This is a genomic window from Pusillimonas sp. ANT_WB101 (genome assembly GCF_008369125.1).
GTDB lineage: Bacteria > Pseudomonadota > Gammaproteobacteria > Burkholderiales > Burkholderiaceae_B > Allopusillimonas.
Window position 1 is genome coordinate 278,898 of the sequence record NZ_VOAY01000003.1, and the last position, 12,833, is coordinate 291,730.

At 55.2% G+C, this 12,833-nt stretch carries 10 protein-coding genes; 6 read left to right on the forward strand and 4 right to left on the reverse strand.

What is annotated here, in order from left to right:
- Positions 1-23: 23 nt before the first annotated feature.
- From FQ179_RS13990 to coxB, 3 genes are all read right to left on the reverse strand, one after another.
- A complete protein-coding gene (locus FQ179_RS13990) occupies positions 24-248 on the reverse strand; it encodes a DUF2970 domain-containing protein (RefSeq protein ID WP_149397932.1) in 225 nt (74 codons plus the stop codon).
- 126 nt (positions 249-374) lie between these two features.
- A complete protein-coding gene (gene ctaD / locus FQ179_RS13995) occupies positions 375-1,973 on the reverse strand; it encodes a cytochrome c oxidase subunit I (RefSeq protein ID WP_149397933.1) in 1,599 nt (532 codons plus the stop codon).
- A gap of 82 nt (positions 1,974-2,055) precedes the next feature.
- Positions 2,056-3,213 carry a cytochrome c oxidase subunit II gene (gene coxB / locus FQ179_RS14000; protein ID WP_149397934.1) on the reverse strand — a complete coding sequence of 386 codons (1,158 nt, stop codon included), beginning with the start codon at positions 3,211-3,213 and terminating at the stop codon, positions 2,056-2,058.
- Positions 3,214-3,471: 258 nt separating this feature from the next.
- Here coxB and FQ179_RS14005 point away from each other — a divergent pair, with 258 nt between their 5' ends.
- The 5 genes from FQ179_RS14005 to FQ179_RS14025 all read left to right on the forward strand — a co-directional run bounded on the left by FQ179_RS14005 (position 3,472) and on the right by FQ179_RS14025 (position 9,557).
- Positions 3,472-4,308, forward strand: a complete 837-nt coding sequence (locus FQ179_RS14005; protein ID WP_149397935.1) for an NUDIX hydrolase family protein — start codon at positions 3,472-3,474, stop codon at positions 4,306-4,308.
- Positions 4,309-4,576: 268 nt separating this feature from the next.
- Positions 4,577-5,485 carry a PhaM family polyhydroxyalkanoate granule multifunctional regulatory protein gene (locus FQ179_RS14010; protein WP_188074617.1) on the forward strand — a complete coding sequence of 303 codons (909 nt, stop codon included), beginning with the start codon at positions 4,577-4,579 and terminating at the stop codon, positions 5,483-5,485.
- 182 nt (positions 5,486-5,667) lie between these two features.
- Positions 5,668-7,038 (forward strand): bifunctional UDP-N-acetylglucosamine diphosphorylase/glucosamine-1-phosphate N-acetyltransferase GlmU, encoded by a 1,371-nt coding sequence (gene glmU / locus FQ179_RS14015; protein ID WP_149397936.1) that lies wholly within the window; start codon positions 5,668-5,670, stop codon positions 7,036-7,038.
- A 1-nt stretch (position 7,039) separates the two neighbouring features.
- Positions 7,040-8,437 carry an MFS transporter gene (locus FQ179_RS14020; protein ID WP_255474994.1) on the forward strand — a complete coding sequence of 466 codons (1,398 nt, stop codon included), beginning with the start codon at positions 7,040-7,042 and terminating at the stop codon, positions 8,435-8,437.
- Positions 8,438-8,495: 58 nt separating this feature from the next.
- Entirely contained in the window at positions 8,496-9,557 is a 1,062-nt protein-coding gene (locus FQ179_RS14025; RefSeq protein ID WP_149397937.1) for a glycosyltransferase family 4 protein, read from the forward strand.
- Positions 9,558-9,630: 73 nt separating this feature from the next.
- On the opposite strand, the gene FQ179_RS14030 is transcribed toward FQ179_RS14025, so the two are convergent.
- Positions 9,631-10,128: an Lrp/AsnC family transcriptional regulator gene (locus FQ179_RS14030; RefSeq protein ID WP_149397938.1), complete on the reverse strand. Its 498-nt coding sequence runs from the start codon at positions 10,126-10,128 to the stop codon at positions 9,631-9,633.
- Between the two features lie 154 nt (positions 10,129-10,282).
- Between FQ179_RS14030 and glmS the strand changes: the two genes are divergently transcribed.
- Positions 10,283-12,115: a glutamine--fructose-6-phosphate transaminase (isomerizing) gene (gene glmS, locus FQ179_RS14035; protein WP_149397939.1), complete on the forward strand. Its 1,833-nt coding sequence runs from the start codon at positions 10,283-10,285 to the stop codon at positions 12,113-12,115.
- Positions 12,116-12,833: the final 718 nt, after the last annotated feature.

Sequence of the window (12,833 nt, forward strand, 5' to 3'; positions counted from 1 at the left end):
TTTATTAGAATAGAAAAACGCTATCAGGCCAAACTGCCAGTTAACCAACGGGCGATCATGACCAGCCCCACAACAAAAACAATGGCCGAAAGAATACCGGCGATGATCAGGTGCACCGGGTTAATCCGGGCAATGTCTTCGTCGTACCCCCTGTTCTTTCTGACACCAAAAAACCCCCAGGCCACCGCTTTCATGGTCTGAAAAAAATTAAGCCTGCGTTCGGCGAGTTTTTTGATGTCTTTGGACATTCGGCCCTAACCCCCCAGGTTCGCGCCACGCCAGAACGTCCAGCCAATCACCGCGACCACAAAGATCACCAGTACGATTGCGGTATTGCGGTTCTTGCGGCGTTGATCGGGTGTCATTACGTAACCTTATTTGACGATCGGAGGTATAACAAAAGTATGGAATGGTGCGGGTGAAGGCACAGTCCATTCGAGGCCGGTTGCGCCTTCCCATGGCTTGGCGGGCGCAGGTTCGCCCTTGCCATTCCAGGCTTTAAGCGCGAGCCACAGAAAGATCAGCTGCGAGAACCCGAAGAAGAAGGCCCCGATGGTAGCAATTTCGTTGAAGTTGGTGAACTGCGCAGCATAATCGGCATAACGTCGTGGCATACCCGCCAACCCCAGGAAGTGCATGGGAAAGAAAGTGATGTTGAACGAAATCATGCTGGACCAGAAGTGCCATTTGCCCAGTCTTTCGTCGTACATGCGGCCGGTCCATTTAGGCAGCCAGTAATAGGCCCCGGAATACATGCCAAACAGCGAGCCTGCCACCATGACGTAATGGAAGTGACCAATCACGTAATAGGTATCGTGCACAGCGATGTCGATAGGCGCAATGGCCAGGATCAGGCCGGTGAACCCACCAATGGTAAATACAAAGATAAACCCGATGGCAAACAGCATGGGGGTTTCGAAACTGAGCGACCCGCGCCACATGGTGGCTACCCAGTTAAACACCTTGACCCCGGTAGGTATGGAAATAAGCATGGTGGCGTACATGAAGTACAGCTGTCCCGTAACCGGCATGCCTGTGGCGAACATGTGGTGCGCCCAAACCAGGAAAGACAGAATAGCAATGGCCGCCGTGGCATAAACCATGGATGCGTAACCAAACAGCAGCTTGCGTGAAAACGCAGGTATCACCGACGAGACAATGCCAAAAGCCGGCAAAATCATTACGTACACTTCCGGGTGACCGAAGAACCAGAACACGTGCTGATACAGCACAGGATCACCACCTGCTGCCGCATTGAAAAAGCCGGTGCCAAAATGGCGATCAGTAAGCAGCATGGTGACCGCAGCAGCCAACACAGGCATGATAGCCAGAAGCAGGTAAGCCGTGATCAGCCAGGTCCAGCAGAACAGAGGCATTTTCATCAAGGTCATGCCCGGTGCGCGCATATTTAGCACCGTGACAATGATGTTGATGGCGCCCATGATCGAAGACGCGCCAAGAATGTGGACGGCAAAGATGTTGAAGTCCATGCCCGGCCCCATCTGTATGGACAGGGGTGCGTACATGGTCCAACCAGAAGCGTTGGCGCCGCCAGGAACAAAAAACGACACCGTAAACAGAATGGCGCCGATGGGCAACAGCCAGAAGCTGAAGTTGTTCATACGTGCAAACGCCATGTCTGAGGCGCCAATTTGCAACGGGATCATCCAGTTTGCAAAGCCCACGAACGCCGGCATGATGGCGCCGAAGATCATGATCAAACCATGCATGGTGGTGAACTGGTTAAACAGTTCAGGCTGGAAAAACTGCAACCCGGGTGCAAAAAGCTCTGTACGCAGCAATAACGCAAGTACCCCGCCCTCAAGCAGCATGCAGAAAGAAAAGATCAGGTACATGGTACCGATATCTTTGTGGTTGGTGGCAAACAGCCACCGACGCCAGCCGTGCGGCTTGTGGTCGTGATCGTCGTGCGAGTGGCTCGCTGGTACGTGATCGGCAGTGACACTGCTCATGATGTGCTCCTTCCTGTCTCACCCAGCCGCCTGATCAGGCAGCTGGGCAAATAAATTCGAATTTGTTTTACGCTTGCCTGATTCAACGCAGGGCTGTAACAGCCGAGGGTTGAACCACCGGATCTTTACCCTTGCCCTCATTACCCCACGCATGGCGTGTATAGGTGATGACGGAGGCAAGTTCGACATCGTTCAGCACATCACGAAATGCCGCCATCGCCGTACCCGGATGACCGTTGAGCTCAGTGAGAATCTGGTCTTTCTGAGGGCCCATTACGATAGGGCCACCATCAAGCGCCGGGAAGGTACCTGGAAGCCCCTTGCCATTGGCCTGATGACAGGCCACACAGTTGGCTGCGTAAACTTTTTCACCACGAGCCATCATCTGGTCTTTGGTCATGTCTTTGGTGGGGTCGTCAGCCGCTGAAGCCAGCAGTTTCTTCTGGTCTGCTGCCCATTTATCATAGTCGGCCTGTGAGACCACGTCGACCACAATGGGCATGAAGGCGTGATCTTTACCACAGAGCTCGGCGCACTGACCGCGGTAGCTGCCGACTTTGTCTGCACGAAACCATGTGTCGCGCAAAAAGCCTGGCATCGCATCTTGCTTCACGCCAAATTCGGGCACCATCCATGAGTGGATGACGTCGGTAGAGGTGAGCACGATCCGCACTTTTTTATCGACCGGCACGACCAATGGCTTGTCGACTTCCATGAGGTAAAACTCACCTTTGGGCTCTTTGTTTTCGATCTGGGCGCGTGGTGTGGCGAGATTAGACAAAAACTTGACGCCCTGTGCAGGACCATCAATGTATTCGTACCCCCACTTCCATTGGTAACCCGTTACCTTTACCGTAAGATCGGCACTGGAGGTGTCTTTCATGGCAACAACCGTGCGCGTGGCCGGCAACGCCATACCAATGACAATAAGAAACGGGATGATTGTCCAGGCGACCTCGATACCCAGGTGTTCATGAAACTTGGCCGCAACGTGCCCACGTGATTTGCGATGGTAGATGATGGAGTAAAACATTACCCCGAACACGCCAACGAAAATGATCGCACAGATGATGAGCATCATCCAGTGGATCCACATAATGTCGTGCGCTATCGGCGTAACCCCCTCATGGAGGTTTAGCTGATTGACCCGTGGCCCACCCGGCATGTCTTTTACCTGAGCTATGGCTGCGCCCCATGCGAGCAACGTCCCCATACCCAGTAACCATCTCCACTTCTTCATGCTGACCTCGAATTGCGACGTGCTTTGCGCCAAACGTTGATTTTGATCAATCGACAGATCGAAAAAAACGCAGGAGAGCACAGAATTATTGGATGGCAGGCTTACAATGTAGGAAGCTGACCCTACCTGCTCTATTTTTACTTATAGTGGCGGAATTATAACGAACTCAAGTGCCAGTGGGGCGTTTGCTACAGGTTAGGGCAACGGCCATGCGTAAAATAAGCATAATCTCCATGGTCCATACCCTACAATTGCTCAATGAACAACGCACTTTCCCACGTGCCTGACGAAGCGCTTTCATTGCGCTATCGTCAGCTTACCAGACGCATACAGCAACTGCCTCCGAGCGGTTCACGCCCTCTCACGGTCTCTGGGCGCGTAGCAGGGTGGGTGTCCCCAAAAGCCATCCGATATCTCGATGGTCTGCCTGGCATAACCATCGAACCTGAAGCCGTACACATCACCGCAGCACCGCGGCGGCGGATGCCGCTTAACGCTGTACTGGCGCACCTTGCCGAGTCCCTTAAAGATACAGGTTGCCTGCGCGGATGGCGTAACGAACTGCTAGACGTATATGGTGAAGGCCGCTGCCTGGGTGCCATTGAACGTGCCGCCGTACGGCCACTGGGCTTACTTACCAAAGCGGTGCACCTGACTGCCTGGGCACCTGACGGGCGCATGTGGATTGCACGCAGGGCAAGCAGCAAAAGCACTGATCCAAACATGTGGGACACCCTGGTTGGCGGCCTCGCTTGTACGAACGAAGACCTGAACCTATCACTGTTGCGAGAAAGCAACGAGGAAGCTGGCCTGTGCGAAGCTGACCTGGCTGACCGCGAGCCTCTACACATTATTTTACGTATGCACCGCCGTCTGCCCGAGGGCTATCAGGTCGAAGATGTACTCAACAGCGAATGCGTACTGCCAGAGTCGGTACAGCCTCACAATATAGATGGCGAAGTCAGTGAGATACGGCTGACACCGGTAAAAGATGTGTGGTCCATGATTGAAGCGGGTGAATTCACCCGCGAAGCAGAACTGGTCATACTTGACAGCCTGCTGCGCAAAAAGCAGCACGCGCCACCCCGCATCTAACCCAGTGCGCCGCAATAGCCATTTTTATGGCCAGCACTCCACGACCCGAAGGCGCAACCTCAGCCGGGGCTCGCGCCACCAGTAAGTAAGTAAGTAAGTAAGTACCGTGAGCAAACCACGGCGCAGTCAAACATGCCGCCTTCAATTAGACGAAAAAGCCGCTTCCGTTTAAGCTATACGTACCTTGGCGCAGTAAGGCTCTGCCACTTGCCGGCACGATCGAATGCGCCAATCGCCACCCCTTCAGTTATTACTCCAAGGACTCGTCATGGCATCCGACAACAACAATCCTTTCATCTTGCCAGGGCTCGGGCAAACTGGTGATATGGCTCAAAATCCTATTCTTGCAAGCATGGAAATGATGCGACAGGCGTGGCAAGGCCTTGCCGGCGCAGGCGGCATCGGCGGATCGCCCATGGCAATGCCCACCTCCCCCGAAGAGCTGGACCGACGCATTAAGGATTTGCGCGCCGTCGAAAACTGGCTGCGCATGAACCTAACCATGCTGACCAGCACCATTCAGGGCCTGGAGGTGCAGAGCGCCACACTGTCCACGCTGCAATCCTTTATGAGTACCGCAACGGGTGCGGCGCACACCCCAACCATGTCTACCAACGGCCCGTCGCCACTTGAAGTCGCACTGGGCATACGCCGCCCCGGTCAAAACCCGTCGTCAAACCAAGAGCCACCTGCGGCCACGCCCCCAGTCGCATCACAGCCAGCAGCGGCCGAAGCTGCAACGAACAGCGCTGACGCTTCCCAGCCGGGCACCGACAGCCCTTACGCAGCCCAGGCAGCTTCTGCTGCACAGGGCTGGTGGGATATGCTGCAAACGCAGTTTGACACCCTGGCAGCGGCAACGGCCGCCACACTCGAGGGCGCGCAGGCGGCAAGCCAAGAAGCTCAGGCGCAGGCCCAAGCTATGGCCGCGCCGAGCAAAGCAACCAAGTCTCCAGCCACAAAGCGCTCAACGAGCACACGCAAAACTGCTACGAAAGGCGGCACAAAGTCCACCGGTAAAACGGCACCCAAGCCCGTCGCCAAAAAAGCGACCAAGGCTGCGGCCACAAGCACTTCCAAAACAAGCGCAAAAACCAGTAGCGTTGCGTCAGGCGCGCCACAGCGCAGCACAGCCAAGAAAACCGGAACAGCTCGCGGACGTTCAAGCAAAACCTGATAAAGGTAAGCGAAGCAACCAAGCCTTGCTCAAGGCGTGCGCCCGTCGACAACAGTCAAATACTGTAACAGCGCGGGCCGCGCCAGCGGCTTGCTCATGCCTGCGGCATGTGTATTATGTAACCTTGCGGTATACGCACTGAATTTCGTCCATTACTCTCCCACTATTCACTACGCGACCACATGCTGAATATCGTCATACTCGCTGCCGGGCTCGGCAAGCGCATGCAATCAGATCTTCCCAAGGTATTGCACCCTCTGGCCGGAAAACCTATGCTGGGCCACGTTCTCGACAACGCAAAACAGCTTAACCCTGGCCGCATTATTGTTGTGGTGGGCCATGGCGCCGAGCGGGTGCAGCAAGGCTTCTCCGGGCACGAGGAGTTGGAGTTCGCCTTGCAACGCCCTCAACACGGCACCGGGCATGCCGTTCAGCAGGCCGTCCCACTGTTGCAGGAGGACGGCAACGACGACGTCACCCTCGTGCTTTATGGTGATGTTCCATTGGTACAGGCCGACACCCTGCAGCGTTTGCTGGACGCTCGGGCGGGTGGCATGGCTGTGCTCACTGAGAAACTCGATGATCCGACGGGTTACGGGCGTATCGTACGCAACGAGCAGGGCGAAGTGCAGCGCATCGTCGAACACAAAGACGCCACAGCCCAGGAACACACCATTAACGAGGTCAATACCGGCATACTGGCTGCGCCCACGGCACACCTTAAAGACTGGTTAAGCCGCATTGACAACAACAACGCCCAGGGCGAGTTTTACCTGACCGATATCGTTGGCCTGGCAGTCCAAGACAGCATACCCGTCCACGCTTCGCACCCGACTTCAGGCTGGGAAACACTGGGCGTCAACAGCCGTGTGCAACAGGCACAGCTTGAGCGCCAATGGCAGGCCGAACAGGCAAGACGGCTACTTGAGCAGGGTGTCACCCTTGCTGATCCGGCGCGCTTTGATCTGCGCGGCGAACTCATTTGCGGTCGTGACGTATTCATTGACGTAGGCTGCGTATTTGAAGGGCGGGTCGAGCTCGCCGATGGCGTGCGGATCGGGCCACACTGCGTGGTGCGCGACGCCACCCTGGGCCAAGGCACTCATGTCGAAGCGTTCAGCCATATCCAGGAAGCACAGGTTGCTGACTCAGCACGCATCGGGCCCTTTGCCCGCCTGCGCCCAGGCGCACAAATTGGTGCCGAGGCGCATGTCGGCAACTTTGTCGAAATAAAAAAAAGCACGTTGGGCAAGGGTTCCAAGGCTAACCACCTGGCGTACATTGGCGACGCCGATATCGGGTCGCAGGTCAATATCGGGGCGGGCACCATTACCTGCAACTATGACGGCGTAAACAAGTACCGCACGGTTATTGAAGACGGCGCGTTCATAGGCTCCGATACTCAACTGGTCGCACCTGTACGCGTCGGCAAAAACGCCACCATAGGCGCAGGCACCACGCTGACCAAAGACGCGCCAGCCGGCAAGCTAACTCTCTCACGTCCATTTCAGAGCACTCTGGAAGGTTGGAAACGTCCCGTCAAAAAGACCTAACGTGAGTGCCATAACGCCGGAACGCGTCACAGAGAGTTTGCACGCGCTGCCAGATGGCCTTGATCAGCCCAGACGTCGATGGGCTGTTATTACCCTGATGCTCGCGCTCACGGTTACCGTGCTCGATGCAACCATGGTTAATGTTGCGCTGCCGGCGGTGGCCAAGGCGCTGGATATTGACCGGGCAGCCGTGGTGTGGGTGGTCATTGCCTACAGCCTCGTGGTCGTCATTTCGCTACTGCCACTTTCTTCAGTGGCTGAGCGCATAGGCTTTCAGCGCATGTTTACGCTGGGCTTGGCGTTGTTCATGGTTTCGTCTCTGGCCTCGGCTGCGGCCAACTCACTGACCTGGCTAGTAGTCTCGCGCCTGTGCCAGGGGGTGAGCGCATCCATGCTTATGTGCCTATTTGGCGGGCTGGTGCGTAATATCTACCCGCTACGCCGACTGGCCATGGGCATTAGTCTTAATGCCATGATGGTTGGCCTGATGTCGGTGCTAGGCCCCACCATAGGTGCCTTCATTCTTGAAGTGGCCTCGTGGCACTGGATTTTCCTGCTCAACATACCCATCTGCATCGTGACGTTCTTCGGCATACGTTATCTGCCGGAGATTCCTCGCAACAAGACGCGTTTTGACTGGATAGGCTGTGCGCTGAGTGTTCCATTTTTCGGCCTGACAATTATCGCGCTCGACGCTATCGTCAAAGACCCGCTACGCGCCGCGATCTGTATTGTGCTGGCCGCCATTTCAGGCTGGGCCCTGCTGCGACGCTCACGCAATCAGCATGCGCCCATCGTGCCCATTGATCTGCTAAGAATCACGCCCATCGCCTATGCGGTAGGTGCATCAGGCTTTTCTTTTGCAGCACAAATGGCAGCGTTTATCGCGTTGCCCTTTTATTTCAGGCAAAGCCTGCACTATTCTTACGCAGACGTAGGCTTGCTGCTGGCCGCATGGTCAGTAGGGGTTGCAGTCATGGCTCCGGTAGCGGGCTATCTGTCAGGGCACTTTAAAGTCGCCGTGCTTTGCGGCATAGGCGCAGCCAGCATGGCACTTGGCATACTCCTCTTGTTATTGTTACCGGGCGATGCAGTGTTTTTCTGGCCCATGCTCGCCATGCTGATCGGCGGCATTGGCTTTGGTTTCTTCCAGACACCCAATAACCGTGCCATGCTGCTGGGCGCCCCCAAGCACCGCAGCGGTGCGGCAGGCGGCCTGCAAGCAACAACACGCGTATTCGGGCAAAGTGCGGGTACGGCCATGGTGGGCGTGGCATTTAGCCTAAGCTCCAGCAATAGCGTGGTGATAGGCGTTTGTGTATCCATAGCCTGCGCCCTCGCTGCCATGCTGATTAATGTAGTCAGGTATTTCAGCCCGATTCCAGACGTCGAGCTTTGAGCGCCTACAGCGCCAAGCCATCAGCACTATGCACAACCACTCTCAACAGCAGGTTGCCATGAAAATACTGCAATTAAACTTTGAACGCGGCTGGCGCGGAGGCGAGCGCCAGACACTGCTCTGCATGGACCGCATGCGCGCTCAGGGGCATGAAGTGGCGTTACTGGCACGCAAAGACGAAGCCCTCGCCATGCGTGCCCGCGAAGACGGCTTTACGGTTCATGAATTTTCAGGTGTGGCGGGCGTTAGCAACTACTTGCTGCGCCACGGCCGTTCGTTTGATATTAAGCATGCCCAGACTGCAAACATGGTCACCTGGCTCGCGGCACTCAAGCCATGGTTGGGCGGTGGCCTGGTTTTTACCCGTCGCACCGCCTTCCCTGTGTCCGCTCGCCGTGAAAGCCGAACACGCTGGAAATGGCGACGTGTCGACGCCCTGGTTGCCATCAGCGAAGCCGCTGCCGCCGAGCCACGTCGTCTGGAAATCCCAACCGCCCTCATCCGTAGCGCCATCAAAGCCAGGCCTTTTGATGAAGCCCACGCACAGCGCTTTGCCCGCGAATTTACGCTGCAAGGCCAACGCGTCCTGGCTACAGCCGCCGCCCTTACACGCGAAAAAGACCCCTTCACGCTTTTGCGAGCCGTCGCGCGCCTCAAACAGGAACGTGACGACTTTGTTTTCCTGCATCTGGGTGCTGACGGCGACGCCAAAGAAGAGTCCCTCGCGCTGCATAAAGAACTTGGCCTGGGCGACCATTATGTATTTGCGGGCTTTCAGTCTGATGTCGAAAACCTGTATCGACTGATGGATGTGTTCGTGCTGAGCTCACGCGAAGAGGCGCTGGGCTCCAGCGTGCTGGATGCCTTCTTGTATGCAGTGCCGGTCGTGGCTTCGGACGCCGGTGGGCTGCCCGAACTGCTGGCCGATGGCCGTGGCCTGCTCTGCCCCGTAGGTGACGATGCCGCACTGGCAGTGGCCATGAACAGGCTGCTGGATGACCGCAGTTTGCGTGCCGCCATCACCGAACGGGCAAGCGCGTATGTTGTGCGTGAGCACGACCCAGTCGCCATGGCGTCACGCTACCTGGCGCTGTACCAGGAAGTGCTGGATAGAAAATAAGTACAGCGAACTAAGCACCAAGCCGTTGAAAGACGAGTGCGGCACGCCAGAAAGGCTACCCGCGCACGCATAATTATGCCCCTGAAGGGCTGATCACCGTGCGCGTATCGAACTTTGCCCTGTGTACCGAAAAAAACGTTCGCACATTGCGGACATTGGCCTGTGACGTAAACACCCTGTGCGCCACAGCATGATAAGCAGGCATGTCGCGCACCTGCATAATCACGATAAAGTCAGGCCCAGGCGAAACCCGATAGCACTGAGTGACTTCGGCCACGCTGGCAATGCTGGCTTCAAAGGCATCCAGCTGCTCGGCGGTCTGCACATCAAGCGTAATTTCAATAATGGCCGTCAGGCTGTTGCCAACTTTGACGGGGTTGAGCACGGCAACCTGTTTTTCGATGACACCCTCTTGCACCAGCCGGCGTACACGCCGCAGGCAAGTTGGCGCCGAAGCATGCACCCTGCTGGCAAGCTCTTGGTTGGTGAGGCTGCTGTCGGCCTGCATTTGTTCGAGTATGCGCAGATCAAGGTCGTCAAGAGCAGGTAAAACAGATAAAGGTTGTGACATTTATATTAACAACTTCATTTTTAAATGAAATAATATTTCATGACTATATAGCGATGGAATAAATTACCATAATAAGGTTAATTTAGAAATCTAATTTCTTAGTATATTGCGCACAATAAAGCCTGTATTGAAACTTCACTAGGGCTTCTACATTATGTGTGGCATTGTCGGCGCTGTGGCGCAACGTAACATCACCCCTATTTTGCTCGAAGGCCTCAAACGCCTTGAGTACCGCGGCTATGACTCCTGCGGCATTGCTGTTCACGCCGGCGGCGAATTGCTTCGCGCCCGTAGTACTAAACGCGTAGCTGACTTGCAGCAGCAAGTCGACCAGGCTGGCATCGAAGGCTTTACCGGCATTGCACATACCCGCTGGGCCACCCACGGTGCCCCCGCCACCCATAATGCGCACCCGCACTTTTCGGGGCATGGCAAAAGCAAGGCGCGCATTGCGCTGGTGCACAATGGCATCATCGAAAACTATGAAGAACTGCGCACAGAGCTACAGGCCGCAGGCTATTTTTTCGAAAGCCAAACTGACACTGAAGTTATTGCCCATCTGGTCGACCACCTGTATGCTGGCGACCTGCTTGAGGCTGTGCAACAGGCCACAAAGCGCCTGCTCGGCGCCTATGCCGTCGCCGTATTCTGTCGCGATGAACCCCACCGTGTGGTTGGTGCTCGCCAAGGTTCACCCCTGGTCGTGGGCCTGGGCGAAAACGAAAACTTTCTTGCCTCTGACGCGCTGGCACTGGCTGGCACCACCGACCAGATCATCTATCTTGAAGATGGCGATGTAGTCGACCTGCAACTGGCCCGTGTCTGGGTAATCGATGCCCAAGGGCGTGAAGTTAACCGCGAGGTGCATACCGTACAAGCGTACACCGGCGCGGCTGAGCTTGGCCCTTATCGGCACTACATGCAGAAAGAAATTTTCGAACAGCCCCGTGCCGTTAGCGATACGCTGCAAAACATCGAGAACATTTCGCCCGAACTGTTTGGCGACAAAGCCTACAAGGTTTTTCAGGACATCGACAATGTACTGATCCTCGCCTGCGGTACCAGCTATTACGCCGGCCTCACCGCACGCTACTGGATAGAATCCATTGCGCAAATACCCGTCAATGTAGAAATTGCCAGCGAGTATCGCTACCGTGACAGCGTACCCAACCCGCGCACACTGGTCGTGACTATTTCACAATCAGGCGAAACCGCCGACACGCTATCAGCCCTCAAGCATGCCCGCAAGCTGGGCATGGACCACACGCTAACCATCTGCAACGTTGCCACCAGCGCCATGGTGCGCGAATGCAAGCTGCATTACATTACACGTGCGGGCATAGAAATAGGCGTGGCCTCGACCAAGGCCTTTACTACTCAACTGACGGCGCTGTATCTGCTGGCCATGGCGTTGGCACAAACCAAAGGCCGACTCGACGAGCAAAACGAAGCTGAAATGCTCAAAGCCTTGCGTCACCTACCTGTTGCCATTAGCGCCGTGCTGGCGCTCGAGCCACAGATTATGGCCTGGGCCGACCGTTTTGCCAGCAAAGAGAACGCTCTCTTTTTGGGTCGCGGCATGCATTTTCCTATTGCCCTTGAAGGTGCGCTCAAGCTTAAAGAAATCAGCTATATCCACGCCGAAGCCTACCCTGCCGGCGAGTTAAAGCACGGCCCGCTGGCGCTGGTAACAGAAGCCATGCCTGTGGTCACTATTGCACCACGCGATGAACTGCTAGAAAAGCTTAAGTCGAATATGCAAGAGGTACACGCACGCGGCGGTGAGCTGTATGTGTTTGCTGATGCCGACACAAAAATCATTAGCAGCGATGGCATGCACGTGATCCGCATGCCTGAAAACTACGGCAAGCTGTCACCTATTCTTCATACGATCCCATTGCAACTGCTGGCGTATCACACGGCATGTGCGCGGGGGACAGATGTGGATAAGCCGCGGAACTTGGCTAAGAGTGTGACGGTGGAGTGATGGGGGGGCTGATACCGAAGTGAAGTGCAGAAATAAAGTCCGCCTTTTCTAATTTTGTCTGATACTTATCTGGCTGAGGCTAAGCTGCCCGAAATATTACGATGTCGTAAGTTATTTAATTATTCACACGCCAATCGAATACTCAAAATTGGGACGACGTTGGTCAATAAAAGGCGCTTCTCAAGCCAAGGACGGGATGGCGTTTTGACATTGAAAGGTATGTCGGATATCAGTTAGTTTTGCGTCGGGAGTGTCATTCGCTCTATGGCGATTGTTATCAATGGCAGCCTCGACCCATTGCTGACGCTCGATTTCTGCCGACTAACGTCTGCTTCGTAGCGGTTGGTGAGAATCGTGCCCTCAACGCATGCTCTAGGCTGTATTACATTCATTGGTGACAAGTAATCTCTCGGACTCGGCAATAGAGGTCAAGCGCACTTTTGATCTTGTAAAGCCTCAGAGGCTACCCAGCAACGCAAGATACTTAATATCGTAAGGCACGCTGCACAGCGCAACGCCCTTGTGCGCTTGGCACAATGGGGCTTGAGCACGGTCATGGCTTCGAGGGTTTCCATTACGGTATTTATTAGAAAGATCATTAACGTACAAGCCCTCGACGTGAAAACGTTGGGAAAGTACTGATTTATAGTAGAGTGTCAGTTATAGTCTTAAAGCTCATGTGGTCGTTATCTTATGTATTAATTTTTAAATTCGACAT

Coding starts and splice junctions, on each gene's coding strand:
- FQ179_RS13990 (WP_149397932.1), bottom strand. CDS start 248: ATGTCCAAAGACATCAAAAAACTCGCCGAACGCAGGCTTAATTTTTTT.
- ctaD (WP_149397933.1), bottom strand. CDS start 1,973: ATGAGCAGTGTCACTGCCGATCACGTACCAGCGAGCCACTCGCACGAC.
- coxB (WP_149397934.1), bottom strand. CDS start 3,213: ATGAAGAAGTGGAGATGGTTACTGGGTATGGGGACGTTGCTCGCATGG.
- FQ179_RS14005 (WP_149397935.1), top strand. CDS start 3,472: ATGAACAACGCACTTTCCCACGTGCCTGACGAAGCGCTTTCATTGCGC.
- FQ179_RS14010 (WP_188074617.1), top strand. CDS start 4,577: ATGGCATCCGACAACAACAATCCTTTCATCTTGCCAGGGCTCGGGCAA.
- glmU (WP_149397936.1), top strand. CDS start 5,668: ATGCTGAATATCGTCATACTCGCTGCCGGGCTCGGCAAGCGCATGCAA.
- FQ179_RS14025 (WP_149397937.1), top strand. CDS start 8,496: ATGAAAATACTGCAATTAAACTTTGAACGCGGCTGGCGCGGAGGCGAG.
- FQ179_RS14030 (WP_149397938.1), bottom strand. CDS start 10,128: ATGTCACAACCTTTATCTGTTTTACCTGCTCTTGACGACCTTGATCTG.
- glmS (WP_149397939.1), top strand. CDS start 10,283: ATGTGTGGCATTGTCGGCGCTGTGGCGCAACGTAACATCACCCCTATT.